The 23,751-nt window shown below is 73.4% G+C and carries 24 protein-coding genes; 9 read left to right on the top strand and 15 right to left on the bottom strand.

What is annotated here, in order from left to right; translation table 11 throughout:
* Nucleotides 1-87: 87 nt before the first annotated feature.
* Entirely contained in the window at nucleotides 88-1,125 is a 1,038-nt protein-coding gene (locus AC069K_RS23315) for a rod shape-determining protein (RefSeq protein WP_358837319.1), read from the bottom strand.
* Between the two features lie 877 nt (nucleotides 1,126-2,002).
* Nucleotides 2,003-2,602: a hypothetical protein gene (locus tag AC069K_RS23310; protein ID WP_478619293.1), complete on the bottom strand. Its 600-nt coding sequence runs from the start codon at nucleotides 2,600-2,602 to the stop codon at nucleotides 2,003-2,005.
* Nucleotides 2,603-2,746: 144 nt separating this feature from the next.
* Between AC069K_RS23310 and AC069K_RS23305 the strand changes: the two genes are divergently transcribed.
* Nucleotides 2,747-3,484 (top strand): SCO2400 family protein, encoded by a 738-nt coding sequence (locus AC069K_RS23305; RefSeq protein WP_478619290.1) that lies wholly within the window; start codon nucleotides 2,747-2,749, stop codon nucleotides 3,482-3,484.
* Between the two features lie 81 nt (nucleotides 3,485-3,565).
* On the opposite strand, the gene AC069K_RS23300 is transcribed toward AC069K_RS23305, so the two are convergent.
* Nucleotides 3,566-3,991, bottom strand: coding sequence for a MarR family winged helix-turn-helix transcriptional regulator (locus tag AC069K_RS23300; protein WP_365114007.1), 426 nt, complete (start codon nucleotides 3,989-3,991; stop codon nucleotides 3,566-3,568).
* A gap of 155 nt (nucleotides 3,992-4,146) precedes the next feature.
* Here AC069K_RS23300 and AC069K_RS23295 point away from each other — a divergent pair, with 155 nt between their 5' ends.
* The 3 genes from AC069K_RS23295 (at nucleotide 4,147) to AC069K_RS23285 (ending at nucleotide 6,681) form a co-directional block, all read left to right on the top strand.
* Nucleotides 4,147-5,175 carry an NADP-dependent oxidoreductase gene (locus AC069K_RS23295; protein WP_478619287.1) on the top strand — a complete coding sequence of 343 codons (1,029 nt, stop codon included), beginning with the start codon at nucleotides 4,147-4,149 and terminating at the stop codon, nucleotides 5,173-5,175.
* 128 nt (nucleotides 5,176-5,303) lie between these two features.
* Complete coding sequence (locus AC069K_RS23290) at nucleotides 5,304-5,729, top strand: organic hydroperoxide resistance protein (RefSeq protein ID WP_365114003.1); 426 nt, start codon at nucleotides 5,304-5,306, stop codon at nucleotides 5,727-5,729.
* Nucleotides 5,730-5,841: 112 nt separating this feature from the next.
* Complete coding sequence (locus tag AC069K_RS23285) at nucleotides 5,842-6,681, top strand: EI24 domain-containing protein (RefSeq protein ID WP_478619282.1); 840 nt, start codon at nucleotides 5,842-5,844, stop codon at nucleotides 6,679-6,681.
* Here the strand turns inward: AC069K_RS23285 and AC069K_RS23280 are convergent.
* Nucleotides 6,656-7,594: a LysR family transcriptional regulator gene (locus AC069K_RS23280; protein ID WP_478619279.1), complete on the bottom strand. Its 939-nt coding sequence runs from the start codon at nucleotides 7,592-7,594 to the stop codon at nucleotides 6,656-6,658. The genes AC069K_RS23285 and AC069K_RS23280 overlap by 26 nt on opposite strands.
* 58 nt (nucleotides 7,595-7,652) lie before the next feature.
* Between AC069K_RS23280 and AC069K_RS23275 the strand changes: the two genes are divergently transcribed.
* Entirely contained in the window at nucleotides 7,653-8,462 is an 810-nt protein-coding gene (locus AC069K_RS23275; RefSeq protein WP_478619276.1) for an NAD(P)-dependent oxidoreductase, read from the top strand.
* A 656-nt stretch (nucleotides 8,463-9,118) separates the two neighbouring features.
* Here AC069K_RS23275 and AC069K_RS23270 read toward each other — a convergent pair.
* Together AC069K_RS23270 and AC069K_RS23265 are read right to left on the bottom strand one after the other, a co-directional pair.
* The gene (locus AC069K_RS23270) at nucleotides 9,119-10,339 is read right to left on the bottom strand and encodes a pyroglutamyl-peptidase I (RefSeq protein WP_478619419.1); all 1,221 of its coding nucleotides are present in this window, start codon (nucleotides 10,337-10,339) and stop codon (nucleotides 9,119-9,121) included.
* A 165-nt stretch (nucleotides 10,340-10,504) separates the two neighbouring features.
* Nucleotides 10,505-11,431, bottom strand: a complete 927-nt coding sequence (locus tag AC069K_RS23265) for an SGNH/GDSL hydrolase family protein (protein ID WP_365111494.1) — start codon at nucleotides 11,429-11,431, stop codon at nucleotides 10,505-10,507.
* Nucleotides 11,432-11,747: 316 nt separating this feature from the next.
* Here AC069K_RS23265 and AC069K_RS23260 point away from each other — a divergent pair, with 316 nt between their 5' ends.
* The gene (locus AC069K_RS23260; RefSeq protein WP_358835754.1) at nucleotides 11,748-12,242 is read left to right on the top strand and encodes a DUF3145 domain-containing protein; all 495 of its coding nucleotides are present in this window, start codon (nucleotides 11,748-11,750) and stop codon (nucleotides 12,240-12,242) included.
* Nucleotides 12,243-12,339: 97 nt separating this feature from the next.
* Here the strand turns inward: AC069K_RS23260 and fabF are convergent, their stop codons facing one another.
* The 5 genes from fabF to AC069K_RS23235 all read right to left on the bottom strand — a co-directional run bounded on the left by fabF (nucleotide 12,340) and on the right by AC069K_RS23235 (nucleotide 17,241).
* The gene (gene fabF, locus AC069K_RS23255) at nucleotides 12,340-13,602 is read right to left on the bottom strand and encodes a beta-ketoacyl-ACP synthase II (protein WP_365111384.1); all 1,263 of its coding nucleotides are present in this window, start codon (nucleotides 13,600-13,602) and stop codon (nucleotides 12,340-12,342) included.
* 93 nt (nucleotides 13,603-13,695) lie between these two features.
* Nucleotides 13,696-13,944, bottom strand: a complete 249-nt coding sequence (locus AC069K_RS23250) for an acyl carrier protein (protein WP_356825481.1) — start codon at nucleotides 13,942-13,944, stop codon at nucleotides 13,696-13,698.
* Nucleotides 13,945-14,000: 56 nt separating this feature from the next.
* Nucleotides 14,001-14,996 carry a ketoacyl-ACP synthase III gene (locus AC069K_RS23245; RefSeq protein ID WP_365111387.1) on the bottom strand — a complete coding sequence of 332 codons (996 nt, stop codon included), beginning with the start codon at nucleotides 14,994-14,996 and terminating at the stop codon, nucleotides 14,001-14,003.
* 14 nt (nucleotides 14,997-15,010) lie between these two features.
* Nucleotides 15,011-15,952 carry an ACP S-malonyltransferase gene (locus AC069K_RS23240; protein ID WP_478619269.1) on the bottom strand — a complete coding sequence of 314 codons (942 nt, stop codon included), beginning with the start codon at nucleotides 15,950-15,952 and terminating at the stop codon, nucleotides 15,011-15,013.
* Between the two features lie 89 nt (nucleotides 15,953-16,041).
* Nucleotides 16,042-17,241, bottom strand: coding sequence for a PucR family transcriptional regulator (locus AC069K_RS23235; protein ID WP_365111394.1), 1,200 nt, complete (start codon nucleotides 17,239-17,241; stop codon nucleotides 16,042-16,044).
* Nucleotides 17,242-17,333: 92 nt separating this feature from the next.
* Between AC069K_RS23235 and AC069K_RS23230 the strand changes: the two genes are divergently transcribed.
* A complete protein-coding gene (locus tag AC069K_RS23230; protein WP_478619267.1) occupies nucleotides 17,334-17,993 on the top strand; it encodes a pirin family protein in 660 nt (219 codons plus the stop codon).
* 164 nt (nucleotides 17,994-18,157) lie between these two features.
* Here AC069K_RS23230 and AC069K_RS23225 read toward each other — a convergent pair whose 3' ends face one another.
* Nucleotides 18,158-18,970 (bottom strand): serine hydrolase domain-containing protein, encoded by an 813-nt coding sequence (locus AC069K_RS23225; RefSeq protein ID WP_478619264.1) that lies wholly within the window; start codon nucleotides 18,968-18,970, stop codon nucleotides 18,158-18,160.
* 110 nt (nucleotides 18,971-19,080) lie between these two features.
* Here AC069K_RS23225 and AC069K_RS23220 point away from each other — a divergent pair, with 110 nt between their 5' ends.
* Nucleotides 19,081-19,542 (top strand): MerR family transcriptional regulator, encoded by a 462-nt coding sequence (locus AC069K_RS23220; RefSeq protein ID WP_478619261.1) that lies wholly within the window; start codon nucleotides 19,081-19,083, stop codon nucleotides 19,540-19,542.
* A 90-nt stretch (nucleotides 19,543-19,632) separates the two neighbouring features.
* Here AC069K_RS23220 and AC069K_RS23215 read toward each other — a convergent pair whose 3' ends face one another.
* Together AC069K_RS23215 and AC069K_RS23210 are read right to left on the bottom strand one after the other, a co-directional pair.
* On the bottom strand, nucleotides 19,633-20,493 hold the full coding sequence (locus AC069K_RS23215) for a DUF4429 domain-containing protein (protein WP_365111404.1): 861 nt from the start codon (nucleotides 20,491-20,493) through the stop codon (nucleotides 19,633-19,635).
* 96 nt (nucleotides 20,494-20,589) lie between these two features.
* Nucleotides 20,590-21,801, bottom strand: a complete 1,212-nt coding sequence (locus tag AC069K_RS23210) for an alpha/beta hydrolase (RefSeq protein WP_365111406.1) — start codon at nucleotides 21,799-21,801, stop codon at nucleotides 20,590-20,592.
* A gap of 534 nt (nucleotides 21,802-22,335) precedes the next feature.
* Here AC069K_RS23210 and AC069K_RS23205 point away from each other — a divergent pair.
* Nucleotides 22,336-22,710, top strand: coding sequence for a peptidase inhibitor family I36 protein (locus tag AC069K_RS23205; RefSeq protein WP_478619255.1), 375 nt, complete (start codon nucleotides 22,336-22,338; stop codon nucleotides 22,708-22,710).
* A gap of 159 nt (nucleotides 22,711-22,869) precedes the next feature.
* Here the strand turns inward: AC069K_RS23205 and AC069K_RS23200 are convergent, their stop codons facing one another.
* Nucleotides 22,870-23,640, bottom strand: a complete 771-nt coding sequence (locus AC069K_RS23200) for a potassium channel family protein (protein WP_365111411.1) — start codon at nucleotides 23,638-23,640, stop codon at nucleotides 22,870-22,872.
* Between the last annotated feature and the right edge of the window lie 111 nt (nucleotides 23,641-23,751).

Here is a 23,751-nt window from a genome sequence, read left to right as displayed (position 1 = left end):
CGGCCTCGGTCCCGCTGCTGGATACGGCGTCCGTCCCGGGCCCAGACCTGGCCCCGGTCCCGGCCCCGGTCCCGTCCGGCACCCGCCTCACTCCGCCAGCGGGTCGAGGACCATCGGCTCGATCTGGCCGTCCAGCATCGCGCCCAGGCCCAGGATGGCGCAGACGTCCGGGCGTTCGGCGATGGCCACCGGCATGCCCGTCGCCTTGCGCAGCATCTGGTCCAGGCCCGGCAGCAGGGCGCTGCCGCCGACCATCATGATCCCCCGGTCCGCGAGGTCCGCGACGAGGTCCGGCGGGCAGTCGCGCAGCACCTTGCCGATGCCGTCGAGGACGGCGGTCAGCGGGGTGTGGATCGCGTTGCGTACGGCCGCGGTGTCGACCCGGACCGAACGGGCGAGGCCGGTGGCGACGTCACGGCCGTGGATCTCGGTGGAGGCGGGGCCGTGCGGGGTGAGGCCGTTGCCGCTGAGGGCGATCTGGAGGGGGCGTACGGACTGGCTCGGCAGCATCAGCTCGTGCTGGTGGCGCAGGTGCTGGATGACGGCGTGGTCGATGGCGTCGCCGCCGACCGGGATGCGCTGGGCGGTGACGATCGCGCCGAGCGAGAGCACCGCGATCTGGGTGGTGGCCGCGCCGCACACCATGATCATGGTGGCGGTCGGCTGCTCCACCGGGAGCCCGCAGCCGACGGCCGCCGCGATCAGGGTGTCGACCAGCTCGACCCGGTGGGCGCCGAGGCCCACCAGCGTCTCCACGGTCGCGCGCTGGGCGAGCGGGTCGGCCTCGTGCGGGGTGCTGGCGGCGGCGCGCAGCCGGGGCTTGCGCCGCAGCTGTCGCCGGAGCTTCTCGCCGATCAGGTGGCGCAGCATGCGCTGGGCCATCTCGATGTCGACGACCGTGCCGCCGGAGACGGGGCGGGCGACGCGGATGTAGTCGGGCGTACGGCCCGTCATCTTCTCGGCGAACGTGCCGACGGCGATCAGCGCGCCGGTTTGGGTGTTGACGGCCGCGACGCTGGGCTCGTCGACGACGAGTCCCAGTCCCTTGACGAATACGCGCGTCCTCGCGGCCCCGAGGTCGACGGCTACATGGCAACGGCGCAACTGCTCCAGACTGACGGTCACGGCGATCCTCCCGATGGGGTCCTTGATCGAATCGTCCGGCCCCGCGGGGTGGGGCGCGCGCGGGGCTGAGCCGGTCGGGCGTCGGCTGACCGAGTGCCAAGGGGGGCCCGGGCAGGGCCGATCGGGGGACACGGCGCCCCGCCCCGGCGCGCCTCTGCCGGTGCCGGGACGTGGTCTGCGACGGCTTGCCCGGTCTTTGTCTGCGGGGGCGCTCTTGTGCCCGGTCTTTGTCCGCGGGGCGCTCTTGTGCCCGGTCTTTGTCTGCGGCTGGGTGGACGGCTGGTCGCGCAGTTCCCCGCGCCCCTGGGGGTGTCTTGTGCCCGGTCTTTGTCTGCGGCTGGGTGGACGGCTGGTCGCGCAGTTCCCCGCGCCCCTGGGGGGTGGGGGCTGAGCGGCGTTTTCTGGGAGGCGGCCGTCCGCATCAGGGGCGCGGGGAACTGCGCGAGCAACCCAGCGCGACCCGCAGCCGAAAAGGCCCGGCACCGGCCGAGCCTGACACCCCGGGTGCGGCCGTCTGCCTAAGGGGCGCGGGGAACTGCGCGACCAGCCCCGCACGGTCCGCAGACAAATAGGGGCCCCTGGCCGAGCCGCACTCCCCGGGGCCGGCGGTCTACCCAAGGGGCGCGGGGAACTGCGCGATCAGCCAGAGACCACCCGCACACGAACCCCGGGCCAATCAGGGGCGCGGGGAACTGCGCGATCAGCCACAGACCACCGGCAGACGAACCCCGGGCCAATCAGGGGCGCGGGGAACTGCGCGATTAGCCACAGACCACCCGCAGACGAACCCCGGGCCAATCAGGGGCGCGGGGAACTGCGCGATCAGCCGTCCACCGACCCGCACACAAAGTCCGGGCACAAACGCCCCCCACCCCACCTACACCCCCCGCACCCCCTGCAACAACCCCCAGCAAAACTCCCCCACCACAACCCCACCCGCACCCGAACCCGCACCCGAACCCACTCCCACTCCCACCCCCAACTCCACCTCCCACCGCCCCGGCGCACCCCCCTCCCGCGGCCGGGCCGGGGGGAACGCCCGGGACGCCTCCTCCACCGTGCAGGACCACGGGCGCAGATCCGCCACCGTCTCCAGGACCGGGCCCGGCTCCCCGGGCGCCCGGACCAGCCACTCGTTCCACACCACCCCACCCGGCCCCGCCAGCACCTCGAACCGCAGCGTCGGCCACAGCGGCACCGGCCACAGCCGTGCCTCGCACTCCAGGTCGCCGACCCTGCGCCGGGCCACCGCCTCCGGCTCGCCCAGCACCGACCGGTACCGCGCCGCCGCCCCGCGCGAGCGCGGTGAGCGGGTCATCGCCTGCCAGCGCCGGTTGGCCTCCCGCATCCGGGTGGCGGACACCCCCAGCTCGCGGCGGGCGTCCTCGACGAGCCCGGGCTGGTGGTCGGCCATCCGCCGCAGCAGGACGAGCTGGAAGTCGAGCGGGCCGAAACCGTGGGGCTGCGCGTCCGTCATGTCCCCATCCTGCCCGGCCCCGCTGACAACGCACCGAACGCCCGACTTCGTGCCACCGGCACGCCCGGAAGGAGGGGTTCCACACAAGATCCACACATTCCCGGCCCCCATTGTCGACCGCCGCGCGCATAGCCTCCGTTGGCCATGGATTACTGCCACGTCTGCCGACGGCACCTCAACGGCGCACTGGCCTGCGCCGGATGCGGCACCCCCGCGGAGGAACTGCGGCAGCCCGAAATCATCGACCTCGGGGTGTACGAGGCCGCCGCATCCGGTGCGGCCCCGGCCCCCGCGGGTCACCGCCGCGCGCGCCGCGAGCCGCCCCGGGCGGCCGCCCGCCCGCGCCGCCGCGCCCGCAAGCGGCGCGGACGCCTCGTGCTGTTCGGTTCGGCGGGTGTGGTCCTCGCGGCCGGCGCGCTGGGGCTGGCCCGGCTCGCCATGGAGCCGCCGCCGGACGAACGGGGCGCGGCCACGTCCGTACACGAAGAGGAGCAGATCTCCCAGGAGAGCTCCGCGCCCGCGCCGGACCCCAGCGACGCGGGCGGCCCGAAGCGGCCCAGCGCGGTCCCCGCCGGGAACGGTCACGGCACGGGGCACCACCCCGGCCCCGGCGGTACGCGGCCGGGTCCGGGCGCTACCGCGAGCGGGCCCGGGACCGGTGAGGAGGGCTCTCCCGCGCCCGGCGGTTCGCACCCGGCCACCGGGATGACCGGCGCGCCCAGCGCTCCGGCGCCCGCGCCCAGCGGGTCGGACGGGTCGCCGCCGCCGTCCACGTCCCCGGAGCCCTCCACGTCGGAGTCGGCCCCGGCGCCCCCGCAGTCCCCGACGCCCACACCCGCGCCCACCAAGACCTGTGACCGGTTCCTCTGGTGGTGCCTGTAACCCACCCCCGGGGGAGCGCCGGTACCCGGAAGAAGGGCGGCGGCCTCAGTCGGCCCGCCCCGCCTGGCCGGCCCGGTGTGCCTACTCCACCCCCAGCATCCGCCGCAGCAGATCCCGCAGCACCGTCCGCTCGTCCTTCGACAGCTGTGCCAGCGGCTCGCGGGCGAAGTCCAGGGAGTCGCGCAGGGCGGTCGCCGTGCGCAGGCCCTCCTCCGTCGGGGCGGCCAGTTTGACCCGGCGGTCGGCCGGGTCGGGGCGGCGCTCGACGAGGCCGCGCGCCTCCAGGCGGTCGATGATCCCGGTGACGTTCGACGGCTCGCACTTCAGCTTCCGCGCGATGTGCCGCATCGGCACCGGTTCCAGCGCGAGCAGCCCGAGCACCCGCGCCTGCGCGCCGGTGAGCGCGTGCTCGGCGGCGGCGCGCTCGTACTCCTCGTGGTAGCGCCCCACCACCGAGCCGATGAGTTCGACGACTTCGAGGGTGAGGGCATCCATACGCGTGGCCATGGAACCAGCGTACCGAGTTACTTGACAATCTCAAATATTCAGGAGCATGGTTGTTTCAGTACCTGAAGTAATTGGTACCCGACGGGCCCGGCCCCCCACCACCCGGTGGCCGGGCGACCAGTACCTGAAGTTGACGCCCCAGGAGGACGCACCCCATGTCCGCACCGTCCGCACTCCCCGCCACCGGCCGTGAATGGCACCTCGTCTCCCGCCCGCACGGCTGGCCGGTCCCGACCGACTTCGCGCTCCGCGAGGTCCCGGTCGCCGCGCCCGCCGAGGGCCGGATCCTGGTCCGCAACCTCTTCATGTCCGTCGACCCGTACATGCGCGGCCGGATGAACGACGTGAAGTCGTACGTCCCGCCGTTCCAGCTCGACAAGCCGATGGACGGCGGCGCGGTCGGCGAGGTCATCGCCTCGGGCGACGAGCGCTTCGCCGTCGGCGACCACGTGCTGCACGGGCTGGGCTGGCGCGAGTACGCGGACGTGGACGCGAAGCACGCCACCAAGGTGGACGCCTCGCTGGCGCCGCTCTCGACCTACCTCGGCGTGCTCGGCATGCCGGGTCTGACCGCGTACGCGGGCCTGTTCGAGGTCGCCTCCTTCAAGGAGGGCGACGCGGTCTTCGTCTCCGGCGCGGCCGGCGCGGTCGGCAGCCAGGTCGGCCAGCTCGCCCGCCTCAAGGGTGCCTCGCGGGTGATCGGCTCGGCCGGCTCCGACGAGAAGGTGAAGTGGCTGGTGGAGGAGCTGGGCTTCGACGCCGCCTTCAACTACAAGAACGGCCCCGTCCGCGAGCAGCTGCGCGAGGCCGCCCCGGACGGCATCGACGTCTACTTCGACAACGTCGGCGGCGAGCACCTGGAAGCCGCGATCTCCTCGCTGAAGGTGCACGGCCGCGCCACCATCTGCGGCATGATCGCCGGCTACAACGACACCGAGCCGACCCCGGGCCCGCGCAACATGGCCATGATCATCGGCAAGCGGCTGCGGCTCCAGGGCATCCTCGTCGGCGACCACGCGGCGCTCCAGCCGCAGTTCGTCCAGGAGGTGGCCGGCTGGATCGCCTCCGGTGAGCTGAAGTACGGCGAGACGGTCGTCGGCGGCATCGAGAACGGCGTGGACGCCTTCCTCGGCATGCTCCGCGGTGAGAACACCGGAAAGATGGTCGTCTCGCTGGGCGAGTGACCTCGGCCACTCCTGGAGGCCGACAGGGAAAGACCTTATCGGATGACTTCCGCCATCCGATAAGGTCTTTCCACATCCCGGCTGTCGTGGGCGCGAGCGGCCGGGAACGACCAGGAGGAGCACCCAGCATGTCCATCCAGCAGTCCGACGTCCTCTACACCGCCGTCGCCACCGCCGAGAACGGGCGGGACGGCCGGGTCGCCACCGACGACGGCGCGCTCGACGTGGTCGTGAACCCGCCGAAGGCGATGGGCGGCAGCGGCGCGGGCACCAACCCGGAGCAGCTGTTCGCGGCCGGTTACAGCGCCTGCTTCCAGGGCGCCCTCGGCGTGGTCGCGCGCCAGGAGAACGCCGACATATCCGGCTCCACGGTCACGGCCGAGGTCGGCATCGGCAAGAACGACGAGGGCTTCGGCATCATCGTCAGGATCTCCGCCGCCCTCCCCAACCTGGACGCGGCCACCGCCCGCGACCTCCTGGAGAAGGCGCACCAGGTGTGCCCGTACTCGAAGGCCACGCGCGGCAACATCACCGTGGACCTCGCGGTCGCCTGACGCCCCCCGCTTCCCGCGAAGGGCCGCACTCGGCGGGGTGCGGCCCTTCGCCGTGCCCGGGGGCGGGAACGCGCGTACGGGAGGGGCGGATACCGGCCGATAGAGTTCGGCCATGCGTGATCTCGGGGCGGGCTTCGGTTATCTGGTCAAAGGACAGCGATGGGTCACCGGCCACGGCCGGTCCCTGGGGATGGGACTGCTGCCCGGACTGGTCACCCTGGTCCTGTACGCGGCGGCGCTGACCGGGCTCGCCTACGGGGCGGACGACTTGGCCGACTGGGCGACCCCGTTCGCCGACGACTGGTCCTCGCCGTGGCTGAGCCTGTTCCGTGGCTTCCTGACGGTGCTCGTCTTCGCCATGGGCCTCTTCCTCGCGGTCATCACCTTCACCGCGGTGACGCTCCTGGTCGGCCAGCCCTTCTACGAGAAGCTGTCCGAGGACGTCGACCGCGCGGAGAGCGGCGGCGAGGCGCCGGAGTCCGGGCTGCCGCTCTGGCGCGACCTGTGGATCTCCGCCCGTGACTCCGTCCGCGTCCTGACCCGTGTCGCCCTGTACGGAATCGTCCTGTTCGCCCTCGGTTTCCTGCCGGTGGTCGGCCAGACCGTCGTGCCCGCGATCGGCTTCTGCGTCTCCGGCTTCTTCCTCGCCGAGGAGCTGACGGCGGTGGCGCTCCAGCGCCGGGGAGTGGAGCTGGCGGACCGTCTCGTCCTGCTGCGTTCGCGCCGGCTGCTGGTGCTCGGCTTCGGCGTCCCGCTGGCGCTGGCGTTCGTGGTGCCGTTCGTGGCGGTGTTCCTGATGCCCGGCGCGGTGGCGGGGGCGACGCTGATGGTCCGGGACCTGCTGGGCGAGACCGCCCCGGACCCCGACTCCGCCTCCGACTCCGACAGCGGCCCCGGTGCCGAGCCCCGGACGCGCCCCGAGACCGCTACGGGCGGGCCGACGGGCCGGTGATCCGTCCCGCGACCGCCCGGAGTTCGGCCAGGAAGGCGGCCACGGCCGGGGAGTCCGCGCGGCCATGCGGGGTCGCCGCGTAGACCGCCCGGCGCGGAGCATCGTCCGGGTGCAGGGGTACGAGCACGATGTCCGCCCGGACCGACTCCGCGGCGAGGGCGGGCAGCAGGGTCACGCCGAGCCCGGCCGCGACGAAGCCCTGCTTGGCGATCCAGTCCCGTACGACGAGGGTGGTGCGCGGGCGGAACCCGGACTCCAGGACCGGCCGCATCAGCGTGTCCTCGGGGCGGGTGCTGCCCGCCACCCACTCCTCGTCGGCGAGCTCCGCCAGCCGCAGCCGCTCGCGGCCCGCCAGCGGGTGCTCGCGCGGCAGCGCCACGAACATCGGCTCGTCCAGCAGATGCCGCAGCGCACAGCCGTCGAGGGCGCGCCCCGCGGTGGAGCTGACCACGGCGATGTCCAGCTCCCCGGCGGCGAGCAGCCCGAGGTGCTTCACGGAGGGCCCCTCGGTACGGGCGAGGGTCACCCCCGGGTGGCGCCGCCGGAACGCGGCGAGGGCGCGCGGGAGCAGCGCGGCGTCGGCGGTCGAGAACGCCCCCACCCGCAGCAGCCCGCCGTCGAGGGTGCGCAGCGCGCCGAGCTCGGCCCGGGCGGCGGCGAGCCGGTCCCGTACGGCCTCGGCGTGCGGCACCAGCACCCGCCCCGCCTCGGTGAGCCGCACCCCGCGCGCCAGCCGGTCGAAGAGCACGCTCCCCAACTCCTCCTCCAACGCCTGGACCTGCCGGGACACGGCGGACTGGGTGTAGCCGAGCGCCTGGGCGGCGGCGGTGAACGAGCCGGCGGAGGCGACCCGCAGGAAGACGTCGTAGAGGCTGTGGGTGGCGGGCTGGGCACCACCATGCGGATTGTTCATGCCTGACATGCTAGACATTCGCTTGTGGCATGGATGGAGGGATCCATACGGTCATGCCATGACGATGACGATGAGGGCGAACGAAACGAAGATCGCGTTCTTGGGGCTGGGCGGCATGGGCACGCCGATGGCCAGGCGGCTGCTCGCGGCGGGGTACGGGCTGACGGTCTGGAACCGTACGTCCGCCAGGGCCGAGGCGCTGGTGGCCGAGGGCGCCGCGGCCGCCGCGAACCCCGCCGAGGCGGTGCGCGGCGCCGACGTGGTCATCACGATGCTCGCGGACCCGGCGGCGGCGCTCGCCGTGACGGACGCGATGATTCCGGCGCTGCGGGCGGGGACGACGTGGATCGACACGTCGACGGTCGGCCCCGACACGGTCCGCGAGCTGGTGTCCCGCCTCCCCGACGGGGTCGCGTTCATCGACGCGCCCGTGATGGGGAGCGTGGACCGGGCCGCGGACGGCGGACTGCTGATCCTCGCGGGCGGCGAGACCGCTCCGGTGGACGGGCTGCTGGCGGAGCTGGGGTCGGTACGGCGGTGCGGGGAGGTGGGCACCGGGGCGGCGCTCAAGCTGGTCCTGATCAGCGGGGTGATCGGCGGGGTGGCCCTGGTGGCGGAGTCCCTGCGTCTGGCGGGGGCGCTGGGCCTGCCGGAGGACCTGACGCGCTCGGCCCTGGAGGGGAGCCCGCTGGGGGGTCTGGTGGGCCGGCTGTTCGCGACGGAGGCGCACTTCCCGGTGGCGCTGGCGGCGAAGGATGTGGCGCTGGCGACGGGGGTGGGGGGTCTGCCGGTGCTGGAGGCGGTCCAGGGGGTACTGGCGTCCCGCCCGGACCTGGCAACCTCGGACGTGTCATCCCTACACCCCTGACCCGACACCAACGGGCTGCCGCCCCGTCCCCCTTTGCGGACCTACGGCCCGCCCCCTTTCTTCCACCAGCGGCCCGGTGGTGGGCTGGTCGCGCAGTTCCCCGCGCCCCTTGTCCGTGCGGCGTTCGTCTGCGGGCCGGTGGGGGCTGGCCGCGCAGTTCCCCGCGCCCCTTTTCGGTCCGGCCTTTGTCTGCGGGTGGAGTGTGGTTGCTCGCGCAGTTCCCCGCGCCCCTGGGGGGTTGGGGTGACCGGCACCGAGAGGGCAGGGGCCGCAGGCCCCGCCCGTGAGGGGCGCGGGGAACGGCGCGAGCAACCCAAGTCAACCGTCAGCCGACCACCGGGCCCTGAAGGGGCGCGAGGAACTGCGCGACCAGCCCAGGTCAACCGCCAGACGAACTTCCGGCCGATCAGGGGCGCGGGGAACTGCGCGACCAGCCCAGGTCAACCCGCAGACGAACTTCCGGCCGATCAGGGGCGCGGGGAACTGCGCGGTCAGCCCCCGCCGGTCCGCAGGTCACCGCGGAGCGGGAGCGGGGCCGGGGGCCGCAGGCCCCGGACAAGCAGGGGGCCCGGGGGCGCAGCCCCCGGCAAACACCTCAGCCCCCGGACAAGTCACCTCGCCCCCGGGCAAGTCACCCCACCCCACCCCCGGAGGGTTTAGGGAACGGGCGGGGTGGGGGAAAGCGCTACCGCCACTATCGCCCGCACCTGCCCCACAATCACCCCCCGATTCCGCTCGAACCCCGCATCCGTCACCACCCCCGACGCCGGATCCTCGTTCCCCGCCCCGAACTCCAGCACCGGCGTGTGCACATGACCCCCCGGGACCGACAGCCCCAGCCGGTCCCGCAGCAGCGTCGCCCGGTACGCGATCTCGTTGGAGAGGTAGTCGCCCCCGCCCCCGGCCCGCGCCACGGACCCCGCCGACGGCCCGTCCTCCCGTACCACCGGCCCCGTGCCGCCCGCCGGGATCTCCGTCACCGACGTGTGGTCGTACACCGGGAACGGGCCGGTGCGGGCCGCCACGATCGCCGCGTACGGCAGCGTCGTCCTCGTCCACTGCGGCCGGCTCGCCGGGTCGGTGACCGGCACGGGCTCCGTGCGCGAGACGTTCTCGTTGTCCGGGAACCCGCCCCGCCACGCCCCGTTGAAGCGCTCGATGTCGATCCGCCCGACCCGCCCCTGGCTCACCGTGGTGAACAGGTCCACCCGGGGCAGCACCGGCCGCAGCGTCCGCTCGACCGTGCCCGCCGCGAAGTCGTCCCAGCGGACGGGGAACATCGCCGTCTCGATCCGGGCGGGCCCGGCGGCCGTGCTGATCCAGGTGCCGTCCAGCGCCAGCGCCGTCGCCCCCGAGGGGTTGCCGATCCGGATGTCCCGGTCGAGCGTGAACGGGTCGAAGCCGGTGACCAGGATCCTCTTGTAGCCGGCGCCCGAGCCGAGGCGAATCGAGTCCTGGCCCCGCGAGCCCCGCTCCAGACGGTCGAGCAGGGCCGCCCGCCGCGCGGCCGACAGCCCGAACCCGGGCTCCCAGCCCCGCAGCTCGCGCGTCATCCCCAGCCGCGCCCAGTACAGCGGCCGGTCGTCGCCCCGGCTCAGGTCACCGCCCGCCGGGCCGCGCCCCTGCGCCCGGTCCACCGCCCGCCGCCACAGCCCGGCGCCCTCCCGGGCGACCAGCCGCTCGGCCTCGCGGTAGGACCGTACGCCGTCGAGCTCCCGAGCGAACCGCGCGGCCACGTCGTCGAACCCGGAGCGCCGCAGTATCTCCTGCGGAACGGCCCGGTCCAGGCGCTGTTCCTCCACCGTCGGCGGCGCCCCCGTCGCGGTCCGCGCCTGCGCCTGCGCCGGGACCGGCGCGAGCGCCGCGCCGACCGTCATCGAAGCGACCAGCAGGGCGAGCCGCGCCACCCGTACGCCCCGTCCACCCCGTACACGCCGTCCACGAACCACTGGGCATCCTTCCCTCAAGGCCTGGGCGGCCAGTATCGAGAAGGAACTCCCCGGTGACCAGGGGGTCTCGGAGTGACGGGAGGGATCCGGCCGTCAGGCCGGCGGGCGCGCCGCCGTCACATTGCGGTACGCGATCTCCGCCAGCCGCCCCTGCCCGTCCTTGCTGGGGTGGAACCAGTCCCAGTGGCTCAGCTGCTCGCCGGTGAAGCGGTAGTCGAAGACCGCGCCGCCGTCGTAGCGGCAGTAACGGTCCTTCGCGCACACCTCCTTCAGCGCCTTGTTGTACGCCACCACGCGCGCGTACACCGCGTCGCGCCGCTCGGCCGCCGCGGGCCCCAGGTCGTCGGCGTCCCCCAGCATCGACTGGCAGATGCCGAGCTTCCAGATCTGCTTGCCCAGCGCGTTGCCCCGGCCCTGCGACCACAGGCGCTTGAGGTCCGGCACGCTCGACACGTACACCTGCGTCTTGGGCAGTCCGGCGCGCAGCTGGCGCAGTGACCGCTCGAAGCCCGACCGGAAGTCGGCCACCGAGGTCATGCCGTCGACCGAGTCGCGGCAGGCGTCGTTGCCGCCGACCATCACCGTGACCAGCTCGGGGCGGTGGGCCGCGGCCCGGGTCAGCTGGGCCGGGAGGTCGGACATCCGGGCGCCGGTACGGGCGTAGTTCCAGCTGCGGGCGGCGGCGGAGGCGGGGCCGAGCAGCCGGGACGCCAGCGAGCGCACCCCCGCGTCGCTGCCGGTCGCCCAGGACGCCTCGGGGCAGTCGGCGAGGACCATGCAGGCGTCGAAGCCCCGGGTGATGGAGTCGCCCACGGCGGCGATCGACGCGGGGCGCGGGTTCCAGGGGGAGGAGGGTGTCGGCGAGGGCTTGCGGGCGGTTCCGGGGCGGTGCTCGACCGGCGCGCCCGAGCTCGTGCACCCCGCCGTGACGGCGAGGGCGAGCGCGGTGAGGGCGGCGGCGGGCGCGGTGCGGCCCCGCCCGGTGCGGCTCCGGCGTGTCGGCGGCGTCCCCTGGTCCATCCCCATGGTCCCCTCCCTCGGGTGCCCCTGGCGTCCTGGCGAGTGAAAGCTTCGTGTTTCCCGGGCCCAGGACCGACCGTACGACACCTTTCTGTCTGCTCCGCGCGGTAGCTTTGGCCCGTCCAGCCAGAGGTGCCACGCCAGACGGCTCCGGTAAATTACATCACGTCACATACTGTCCCCATTCAGGAGATTAACTCCCGATGCTGTTTACTGTTGAACCCCGGGGCAGAATGTCAGGTGCTGTCCTGACCGGGACCGGTAGGGGCGCGAGGCCGCTGGGGAAGGCGAACCTCGAACCGCACTGGAGGTCCCGGTGACGACACGTGGAGTTCTGTACATCCACTCCGCCCCCCGCGCGCTGTGCCCGCACGTCGAGTGGGCCGTGGCGGGGGTGCTCGGTGTGCGCGTCCAGCTCGACTGGATCCGCCAGCCCGCCTCGCCCGGCACCTGGAGAGCCGAGTTCTCCTGGCAGGGCGAGCCCGGCACGGCGTCCAAACTCGCGTCCGCCCTGCGCGGATGGCAGATGCTGCGGTTCGAGGTCACGGCGGAGCCGTGCGCCACGGCCGAGGGCGAGCGCTACAGCGCCACGCCCGACCTGGGAATCTTCCACGCCGTCACCGGCATCCACGGCGACATCCTGATCCCCGAGGACCGGCTGCGGGCGGCGCTGGCCCGCTCGCTGCGCGAGGAGACCGACCTGGAGGCCGAGATCGCCCGCCTCCTCGGCAAGCCCTGGGACGACGAGCTGGAGCCGTTCCGGTACGCGGGCGAGGGCGCGCCCGTGCGGTGGCTGCACCAGGTCGTCTGACCACCCCGGGCCGACGCGCCCGTGAGCAGCGGGAAGGGCCCCCACCGAGCGGTGGGGGCCCTTCCGGTCGGCTACGGGCGCCGTGGACGCGCGCGGCTCAGACGGAGCGGAACGCCAGGACGACGTTGTGGCCGCCGAAGCCGAACGAGTTGTTGATCGCGGCGATCGACCCGGACGGCAGCGCGCGCGGCTCGCCCCGCACGATGTCGGCCTCGACCTCGGCGTCGAGCTCGTCGACGTTGATGGTCGGGGGCGCGACGCGGTGGTGCAGCGCCAGGACCGTCGCGACGGTCTCGATGCCGCCGGCGCCGCCGAGCAGGTGCCCGGTCATGGACTTGGTCGCGGAGACCGCGATGTGGTCCATGTCGTCGCCGAGGACCTTGCGCAGCGCCTTGATCTCGGCGACGTCGCCCTGCGGGGTGGACGTCGCGTGCGCGTTGAGGTGGACGACCTCGGACGGCTTGAGGTCCGTGGAGTCCAGCAGGTTCTGCAGGGCCGCCGCGACACCCCGGCCGGTCGGCTCGGGCTGCGCGATGTGGTGGCTGTCGGCCGACAGGCCCTGGCCGAGCACCTCGCAGTAGACCCGGGCGCCGCGCTCGGCGGCGTGCTCGGCCGACTCCAGGACGACGACACCGGCGCCCTCGCCGAGGACGAAGCCGTCACGGGCCTTGTCGTACGGGCGCGAGGCCTGCTCGGGGTTCTCGTTGTTCTTGGACATCGCCATCATGTTGGCGAACGCCGCCACGGGCAGCGGGTGGATGGCCGCCTCGGTGCCGCCGGCCACCACGACGTCGGCGCGGCCGGTGCGGATCATCTCCACGGCGTAGCCGATCGCCTCGGCGCCCGAGGCACAGGCGGAGACGGGGGTGTGGACGCCCGCGCGGGCGTTCACCTCCAGGCCGACGTTGGCCGAGGGGGAGTTCGGCATCAGCATCGGGACGGTGTGCGGGGAGACGCGGCGTACGCCCTTCTCCTTGAGCACGTCGTACTGGTCGAGCAGGGTGGTCACGCCGCCGATACCGGAGGCGATGACCGTGCCGAGGCGCTCGGGGGCGATGGGCTGGTCGTCGCCGGCGGGGGCGGTGTAGCCCGCGTCGGCCCAGGCCTCCTTGGCCGCGATCAGCGCGAACTGCGCCGAGCGGTCCAGCTTGCGGGCGAGCGGGCGGGGCAGTACCTCGCCCGGGTCGACGGCGGCGGTCGCGGCGATGCGGACCGGGAGGTCGGCGAAGCGCTCGCCCTCCAGGGGCCGGACGCCGGAACGGCCCGCCAGCAGACCTTCCCAGGTCGAGGCGGAGTCGCCACCCAGCGGTGTGGTTGCGCCGATACCGGTGACGACCACGGTGCGATTGGTCGAGCTCACAGGAAATTTCTCCACGGTGTAAGGGGGGATCAGCGGCGCCACCGCCGGGTGGCGGCAGTCACGCGGAACTGAGTCCGGGACTGAGTCGGGGACTCAGGCCTGGTGCTTCAGGATGTAGTCCGCGGCGTCGCCGACGGTCTTGAGGTTCTTGACGTCGTCGTCCGGGATCTTGACCTCGAAGCGCTCTTCGGCGGCGACGACGACCTCGACCATGGACAGCGAGTCGACGTCCAGGTCGTCGGTGAAGGACTTGTCCAGCTGGACGTCCTCGACGGGGATACCGGCGATCTCGTTGACGATCTCGGCGAGACCCTCGAGGATCTCTTCCTGGGTGGCGGCCATGTGGCGCTCCTTCGGTGTTTTTACGGGTATGCGGGCATCCGGAAGATCCGGTGTGCCTAGGGGAGGGTAACGACCGTCGCGGCGTAGACGAGACCCGCCCCGAAGCCGATGACGAGCGCGGTGTCACCGCTCTTCGCCTGTCCGGTCGCCAGGAGCCGCTCCATAGCGAGCGGGATCGAGGCGGCCGAGGTGTTGCCGGTGGTCTCCACGTCACGGGCGACCGTGACGTGCTCCGGCAGTTTGAGAGTCTTCACCATCGAGTCGATGATCCGCATGTTGGCCTGGTGCGGAATGAAGACGTCCAGGTCGTCCGCGCTGATTCCGGCCGCGTCCAGCGCCTGCTGGGCGACCTTCGCCATCTCGAACACGGCCCAGCGGAACACCGCCTGGCCCTCCTGCGTGATCGCAGGGAACTTGCCCGCGGAGTCGTACGCGGTCCACGGCACGGTCTGCTTGATGGTCTCGGACTTGTCGCCCTCGGAGCCCCAGACGGTACGGGCGATGCCCGGCTCGTCCGCGGGGCCCACGACGACCGCGCCCGCGCCGTCACCGAACAGGAAGGCCGTCGCGCGGTCCTCCAGGTCGGTCAGGTCGCTGAGCCGCTCGACGCCGATGACCAGCACGTACTCCGCGGAACCCTCGACGATCATGCCCTTGGCGAGGGTCAGGCCGTAGCCGAAGCCCGCGCAGCCCGCGGAGATGTCGAACGCGGCCGGCTTGACCGCGCCGATCTTGTCCGCGATCTCGGTGGCGACGGCCGGGGTCTGCTTGAAGTGCGAGACCGTGGAGACGATCACTCCGCCGATCTGCTCGGGGGTGAGACCGGCGTCCGCGATGGCCTTGCCCGCGGCCTCCACCGACATCGCCGTCACGGTCTCCTCGTCGGAGGCCCAGTGCCGGGTGCTGATGCCGGAGCGGGAGCGGATCCACTCGTCGGACGAGTCGATCTTCTCCAGGATGACCTCGTTGGGGACCACCCGGGTCGGCCGGTAGCCGCCGACGCCCATGATCCGGGCGAACGGCGCGCCCTTGCTGGGCTTGATCTTCGCCATGCTGCTGGGGCTCCTTATTCGGCACCCGCCGCGTCAGCGGCAGGCGTCCCGGTCTCGGCGATGAGCGCGCGGGCCGCGTCGAGGTCGTCCGGGGACTTCAGGGCGACGGTCCTCACGCCGGGCAGCGCGCGCTTGGCCAGGCCGGTCAGGGTGCCGCCGGGGCACACCTCGATCAGCGCGGTGGCACCCAGTTCCCGGAACCTCTCCATGCAGAGGTCCCAGCGGACGGGGTTCGAAACCTGGTTCACCAGGCGGCTGACGACCTCGGTGCCGGAGGCGACCGTGGCGCCGTCGGCGTTCGAGACGTAGGGGATCCTCGGGTCGGAGACGTCGAGCGAGGCCGCGGCCTCGCGCAGCTCCTCGACCGCGGGAGCCATGTGGTGCGTGTGGAACGCGCCCGCGACCTTCAGCGCCACGACCCGGCGCACGCCCTCGGGCTTGTCCGCCTCCAGGGCGGCCAGCTGCTCCAGGGTGCCCGCGGCCACGACCTGCCCGGCGCCGTTCACGTTCGCCGGGGTGAGGCCGAGCTTCTCCAGGTGCGGGAAGACGACCTCGGGCTCACCGCCGAGCAGCGCGGACATACCGGTCGCGGTGATGGCCGCGGCGCGGGCCATGCCCAGGCCCCGGGTGCGCACGAAGCCGAGCGCGGCCTCCTCGGAGAGAACGCCCGCGTACGCGGTGGCGGTGATCTCGCCGACGCTGTGGCCCGCCACCGCGCCGGGGGTGATGTCACCCAGTGCCGCGGCGGACAGCAGACCGGCGGCGACCAGCAGGGGCTGGGCCACGGCGGTGTCGCGGATGGCGTCCGCGTCCGCCTGCGTGCCGTAGTGGACGAGGTCGAGCCCGATGGCGTCGGACCACGCGGCGAGCCGGTCGGCGGCGCCGGGGAGGTCGAGCCAGGGAGTCAGGAAGCCGGGCGTCTGAGCGCCTTGGCCGGGAGCGACGAGTACGAGCACTCTCACACTCTCTCTTGTGGACGGCCCTGCTCGCCCGTGGGGACAGGGACGAAGAACCGTCGGGGGAATTGTGGGTGTCCGACAAAAGTCTAGGACTGAGGATCTCCGTCGGCCAGACGCCCCAGGATCAGGGCGATCCGGAGCGTGAAGGCGGAACGCACATCGGAGGGGGACCAGCCGGTGACGTCCGTCACACGTCGTAGCCGGTAGCGCACGGTGTTGGGGTGGACGAAGAGCATCCGGGCCGCGCCTTCGAGACTGCTCGCCTGTTCCAGATAGACGCTCAGGGTCTCCAGGAGCGCCGAGCCCGCCTCCTCCAGCGGTCTGTAGATCTCCTCCACCAACTGCTCCCGCGCAGCCGGATCGGAGGCGATCGCGCGCTCCGGGAGGAGATCGTCCGCCAGAACGGGCCGGGGAGCGTCCTGCCAGGCGGTGCACGCCTTGAGGCCGGCGGCGGCGGCCTGGGCGGAGCGGGTGGCCGCCAGCAGGTCGGGGACGACCGGTCCGGCCACCACGGGACCGGCCGCGTACGGGCCGATCAGGGCCTTGGCGACCTGGAGCGGATTGTCGCTGCCGCCCGCGATCACGACCAGGCGGTCCCCGAGCACCCCGGTGAGGACCTGGAGCTTGGCGTGCCGGGCGGCCCGCCGGATGGCCTCCACGGTCAGTTCGCTGTCGCCGTCGGGGGCGGTGCCGAGCACCACGCACACGTGCTCGGGGGAGTTCCACCCGAGGGCGGCGGCCCGGGAGACGGCCCCCTCGTCGGCCTCGCCGGAGAGCACCGCGTTGACCACCAGCGACTCCAGACGGGCGTCCCAGGCACCGCGTGCCTCGGCGGCCTGGGCGTACACCTGGGCGGTGGCGAAGGCGATCTCGCGCGCGTAGACGAGCAGGGCCTCGCGCAGGATCGACTCGTCGCCGGGCGCCGCGACCTCCTCGATCGCCGTCTCCATGACCTCGATGGTGGTGCGCACCATCTCGACGGTCTGGCGCAGGGTGATCGCCCGGGTCAGCTCGCGCGGCGCGGTCCCGAAGACGTCCGTGGAGATCGCCTGCGGGGTCTCGGGGTGCCGGAACCACTCGGTGAAGGCCGCGATACCGGCCTGCGCGACCAGACCGATCCAGGACCGGTTCTCCGGCGGCATCGCCCGGTACCACGGCAGCGTCGCGTCCATGCGGGCGATCGCGTTCGCGGCGAGCCGGCCGGAGGACTGCTCAAGGCGCTTGAGGGTCGCGGTGTGCGGATGGGCGGCGGTCGGCGGCGGCTGCTGCGATTCGGGTTCGGGCACGGGGACAAGACTGCCTTATCAGGACGGGTGTGTGTCCTGCCGGGGGTTCGGGGGGCGTTCCGGGGCCGCCCGGCGGGGCTACCGTGGACCCCGTGATTTCCGTGAGGCGCGCCGACGAGCGCTACCGGGGCGGTGACGCGGCGGCCGGCATCGAGTCCCTGCACGCGTTCTCCTTCGGCCGTTTCTACGACCCGGACAACTTGCGCTTCGGCCCGGTCCTGGCCTGCAACGAGGAACGGCTCGCCCCGGGGGCGGGCTTCGGTGAACACCCGCACAGCCATACCGAGATCGTCACCTGGGTGGTGGAGGGCGAACTCACCCACCGCGACTCCACGGGCCGCGCCACGGTCGTACGGCCGGGGGACGTCCAGCACCTCAGTTCGGCCGCCGGGGTGCGGCACGAGGAGCGCAACGACGGCACGGCCCCGCTGGTCTTCGTCCAGATGTGGCTCGCTCCCAGGGAGCCGGGCGGCACCCCGTCGTACGAGATCGTCCGGGGCATAGCCGACTCCACGCCGTACGCGGTCCTGGCGTCCGGGGCGCTGCTGCACGTCCGCCGCCTCGCGCCCGGCGAGCGCACGGCGGTGCCGGACGCGCCCGGGGTGTACGTCCACGTGGTACGGGGCGAGGTCGACCTGGGCCCCGAGCGGCTGGCCCCCGGCGACGCGGCCCGCACCACGAACGAGCCGGCCCTGGAAGCGATCGCCCGCACCGGGGCGGAGCTGCTGTTCTGGGAGCTGAACGAGGTGTAGCGCGCTTTCCCTGCGGCTGAGCCGGGTACTCCGGCTGCGGCGGACAACCTAGGGGGCGCGGGGAACTGCGCGAGCAACCCACCACCGTCCCGCAGACAAAGTCCGGGCCGAAAGGGGCGCGGGGAACTGCGCGAGCAACCCACCACCCACCCGCACCCGACCGGCTACCCGAGTTCCCCCCGCACCGCGTCGGTGAACGCGGGCCACACCTCGGCCGCCCACGGCCCGAACGCCCGGTCCGTCAGAGCCACGCACGCGGCCGAGACGTCCGGGTCGATCCACACGAACGTCCCCGCCTGCCCGAAGTGCCCGAAGGTCCGGGGCGAGGAGGAAGCCCCCGTCCAGTGGGGGGACTTCGCGGACCGGATCTCGAACCCCAGGCCCCAGTCGTTGGGGTTCTGGTGCCCGAACCCCGGCAGCACCCCCTTCGTCCCCGGGAACTGCACGGTCATCGCCTCGGCGACCGTCATCGGGTGCAGCAGCCGCGGCGCCTGCACCTCCGCCGCGAACCGCACCAGGTCGTCGACGGTGGAGACGCCGTCCTTGGCGGGCGAGCCGTCGAGCGAGGTCGACGTCATCCCCAGCGGTTCGAGCACGGCCTGGCGCAGATAGTCCGCGAAGGGGATGTCCGTCGCCTTGGCGATGTGGTCGCCCAGCACCTCGAACCCGGCGTTGGAGTAGAGCCGCCGCTCCCCGGGCGCCCCCATCACCCGGTGCTCGTCGAACGCGAGCCCCGAGGTGTGCGCCAGCAGATGCCGTACGGTCGAGCCCTCGGGCCCGGCGGGCTCGTCCAGCTCGACGGCGCCCTCCTCGTACGCGACCAGCGCGGCGTACGCGGCGAGCGGCTTGGTGACGGAGGCGAGCGGGAAGCGCTGCCCGGTGGGGCCGTGCGCGCCCGCGACGGTGCCGTCCGCCCGGACGACGGCGGCGGCCGCGTGCGGCACGGGCCAGTTCTCGATCAGCGCCAGGCTCTTCATGCGTACGAGCCTAAACGGTCCCGCGGGGACCTCCGCGAACGGTCGCGCGGGTACCTCTGCCGCACAATCCCCTTGCTTGGAGTGCACTCCAACCTTCTAGGTTGGGGGTCATGACGGTGATCGAGAGCATCCCTGTGAAGCCGGCGGTCGTGGACCTGTGCAAGGCCCGCCCGACGCACCCGCGCCCCGAGGGCCAGGACCGCTACACGATCAGCGAGGTCGCGGCGCTGAGCGGACTCACCGCGCACACCCTGCGCTGGTACGAGCGGATCGGCCTGATGCCGCACGTGGACCGCTCGCACACCGGGCAGCGGCGGTTCACCAACAAGGACCTCGACTGGCTGGCCTTCGTCGGCAAGCTGCGGCTGACGGGGATGCCGGTCGCGGACATGGTCCGCTACGCCGAGCTGGTCCGGGAGGGCGCGCACACCTTCGACGCCCGGCAGGAGCTCCTGGAGCAGACCCGGCGCGACGTCCTGACGCGCATGGCGGAGCTCCAGGACACCCTCGCCGTGCTCGACCACAAGATCAACTTTTACGCGGACGCCCGCCGGGTGTCGGAGACGGCCTGAACAGCCTGAACAGCGGGGGAAGGGGAGACGCCCCGAGCGGAAGGACCGCGGCGAGGCGACGCCGGACCGCGGCGAGAGGCGGCCCCGTCCTCACAGCTCCGCCAGCAACTCCGCCTTCTTCGCGCTGAATTCGTCGTCCGTCACCAGCCCGGCCCGGTGGAGTTCACCCAGGTGCCGGATCCTTTCGGCGATGTCGGCGGGATCACGCCGCCCCGCGGGCACGGTCGCCACCGGGACCGGGGCGCCGGCCCCCTCCCGGATCGCCTGGAGGACGGCCGCCGCGAACGGCAGCGACTCGTGGACCGGCCCGTACCCGAGGCCGAAGACGACCGCGGCCGGGTCCTGGTCGGCCTGCGGCGCGGCGGCCTCGGCATCGCGCCGCAGCAGGCGCAGATAGCCGTCGAAGACCTCCGGCGAGCGCCACTCGACCCCGCAGAGCGAGGCCAGCGGGAACGTCTGGTCGCCCGCCTTCCACTTCGCCGAGGAGGCACCCGTCCAGAACCAGCGGAACGACACCTGGCGGCCGTCGAAGGACGCCTTCCCGTCGTACGCCTTGAAGCTCTGCGGCAGCTCCGGCGCGGCCACCACGTACCGCTCGGACGGCTCCGCCGCGTCCGGGCCCAGCAGCGCGCGCAGCTCGTCCGCGTAGTACTCCGCGAGCGTCTCGCGCTCCGCCGGCAGCACCAGGCGGTACGGATCGCACCCGTCCTTCAGCTGTCCCGCCGCGGCCTCCATCAACGGATCGGCGCCGGGTCTCGGCACCGCGTGCAGCACCACCGTGCCGCGCTTTCCCGGGGTCAGCGTCACCGACTCCAACGCCTCGTGGGGGACGCGCCGTTCGCGCAGCGCCGTGAACAGCTTCGGCGTGCGGATCCCCCGTTCGAAGCGGATGAGTACGGAGTCGGACGCGAACTCCCAGGTGGCATGAATTCCGGCCAGCACATCACCCATGCGCCTCATCGTAGGCGGCGCGCGCCCGCGCGTCCCCCCTCGGCGCCGGCCGCAATGTCACACGTATGTATGCGGCGGCACCGATTTCTACGCGCGTCAGGCCGCGTCCGCGCCGGAAATACCGCGCTGGCAGGCCACATTGCCTTTGAGACAGCTGACGGACTCGTACGAACCGACGCCGATGGCGGCGAAGTTGGCGAGGCTCTGGGTGCCGGGCACGAAATAACCCGCGTGGCCCACCGCGCCGGACGCGGAGAGCACCCGCGCGCCGAACCCGGAGGAGACCGGGTCCGCGCCGTGGCCCAGGCCCGCGACGTCCAGGTGCGGCACGTCCTCGATCCAGTCGTCGCGGTCCCGCGTCGCCCAGACCCGGGCGGAGGTGCCCAGGTGGGAGGCGCTCTGGGTGCGCATGCCGGGGCTGCCCGCGACGGCGATGTCGACGACGCGGGGCGGCAGCCGGTGCGCGGCGACGCCGCACAGCACCGAGCCGTAGCTGTGGCAGAACAGGGAGACCGGCGCGTTGCCGGGCAGGGCGCGGACCAGGTGGTCGAGCCGGACCGCCCCCTCCTCGGCCAGCCGGCCGATCGCGGAGTCGATGCCGAGCCCGGCCGGGGTGGTGTAGTCGGCCCAGGCGATCACGGCGGTGCGGGTGCGCGGGCCCGCCGCGCGCTCCGCCGCGTACAGCGACTGCGCCATGCCCACCGGGGCGGAATACTGGCGCGAGGTCCTCTCGAACGTCATGACGTTGGTGTCGACGCCCGGGATGACCACCGAGACCCGCTCGGCGTGTTCGAGGTCGCCGAAGACCTCGGCGACCCGGCCGCTGTCCCACGGGTCGAAGGCGAGGATCTGGCGGTCGCCCGCGATCAGCGACTCGTACCGGTGCATCCGGCGGGCCGCGCCGCGGCGGCCGTCGACGGTGAGCCGGGCGTCGTGCATCCGGGCCCGCTCGGTGTCGCGCGCCTCGGCCAGGGCCAGCCGGTTCGCCTCGTAGCGCAGCGGGACCGGGGCGCCGTTGAGGTTGCCGACGACCAGCGGGTAGCGCCGGGCCAGGTCGGTGCGCTCGGGGGCGCTCAGGGAGGCGAAGAAGCGGGCGAGCCGGCGCGGTGAGGTGTCCGGGGCCGGGAGCTTCTGGCCGTCGAGCGTGCCCCGCGCCCAGGCGGCGAGGGCGACGGCACGCGGCTCCGTCGACCCCTGGTGGCCGCGGACCGCGGTCCAGCCCGAGGTCGCGAGCATCATGAACACGACGCCGAGCGCGAGCAGCGCGCGCCAGACGTTGAGGGTGGGGGAGGAGTCGAAGGAAGTCACTGCGGTACAGAGTATGAGGCGCGGGAGGCGCCCTGGGGTGACAGTGACTCAGATCACGTTTGAACAGGTCGTGGAGGGTGAGCCGGTGTCACCGCCCGCGCGCGCGGGCGCACGCTCCGTGCGGCGCGCGCCCGCGGTGATCAAGTACGCCGGGGATGCGCCCGCCACTCGGCCGAACGCCCTTTCCCCTCGGCTGAACGCCCTTTCCGCCTGGTCAGGAGCGCCCATCGGCTTACGGGTGCCGGGACCGGACGGCCGGGCCGGGCTCCGGTCGGCCGCCGCGACGCGCTCCCGTCCATGCTTCCGCGCCGCCTCCCGGACCGGTCCGCGACTCTCGTCACACCCGGGTGCCCCGCCCCCGGGGAGGCGGTCGGCGCGGCACGCCGGCGCGGTTCGTCGCCGCTGCCGTCACCCCCGCGGCGCCCTTCACCGGTCCGGGTGAATCCGGGCCGTACGGAAACCCGGGGCCGCCGGGGTGCGTTCTGTGATCAAGGAGGCCGCGACAACCGGGGCCGACGACACGGGGGTTGACCGATGACACGTACGACCACGGCGGCCGCGGCTGCGGCCGTCCTCGCCACCACGGCGTTCCTGCTGCCCGCTCCGGCGCACGCGGCCCCGCCGCGGCTCGGTGCTTGCGCGCCCGGCGAGCTGTGCCTGTGGAAGCAGCCGGACTTCCGGGGCGGCCGCCAGGTGTACGACCTGCGGACCGTCGAGATCGAGGGCTGCACGGCGTTACCGGCCGGCGTGGACGCGGTCTCCCTCGCCAACCGGACGGGCCGCCCGGTGACGGTGTACCAGTCGGGGGAGTGCGCGGAGACGGCCGAGTTCGCCACCTATCCCGGCGGCGGCTCCTGGGTGCCGCAGAATCCGTACCGGGTGCGCGCCTTCAAGGTCTGGGAGAGCTGAGCTGCCATGGGGGCCCCGGCTCACCCGGGCCACCCGGCCCCGTCGGCCGTCTCGGCTCACCGGGGCGACCCGGCCCCGTCGGCCGTCTCGGCCCCGCCGGGCGCCTCGGCTCACCCGGCCGTCTCGGCCCCGCCGTGCGCCTCGGCTCACCTCGGCGTCTCAGCTCAGGGGCGCGCCCCGGGTGCGCTGCCCGCAGGCGCACTCCGCCGCGCCCGTCAGCGCCGACACCTGCCCGCGCAGCGACCGCACCTCCTGGGTGAGCGTCTCCAGGAGGGCGGTCTGGCGCCGCTCCTCCGCGTCGTCGCGCTCGAAGCGGGAGATGAACCAGGCCGCGATGTTCGCCGTGACCACACCGAGCAGGGCGATGCCGGAGAGCATCAGCCCCACGGCGATGAGCCGCCCGAGCCCGGTGGTGGGCGCGTGGTCGCCGTAGCCGACGGTGGTCATCGTGGTGAACGACCACCACACCGCGTCACCCAGCGTCTTGATGTTCCCGTGCGGCGCGTCCCGCTCCACCTCCAGGACGGCCAGCGAGCCGAACATCAGCAGCCCGACCACCGCCCCGCCGACATAGACGGTCAGCTGTATCTGCGGGGCCATCCGCGCCCGCCGTCCCACCAGGGCGAGCGTGGAGACGACCCGGAGCAGCCGCAGCGGCTGGATCATCGGCAGGACCACCGCGAGCAGGTCCAGCCAGTGCGTCCGGACGAACAGCAGCTTCCGGCCCGACAGGGCGAGCCGCACCAGGTAGTCGCAGGCGAAGGCGCCCCACACCACCCACTCCACGGCGGCACACGCCCGGTGCACCCCGTCCCCCGCCCCGGGATGGACCACGGGCACGGTGTAGGCGAGGGCGAAGGCGACGGCCAGTGCGAGCAGCGGCCACTGGGTCCACCGCTCCCATCGGGTCTGCGCGGAGAGGTGCTTCATGGGTGCATGGTAAAAGCGTCCCCGCGCCCGTCAGGGGCGCGGGGAACGGCGCGACGCGCCCGGCCGGGCGCGCGGCGCGACGGTCACGCCGTCCCGCCGCGCACCCGGACC

The organism is Streptomyces sp. NPDC043908 (assembly GCF_056435525.1).
Note: the sequence above shows the minus strand (reverse complement) of the source record. Positions and strands in the feature narration are given on the sequence as shown.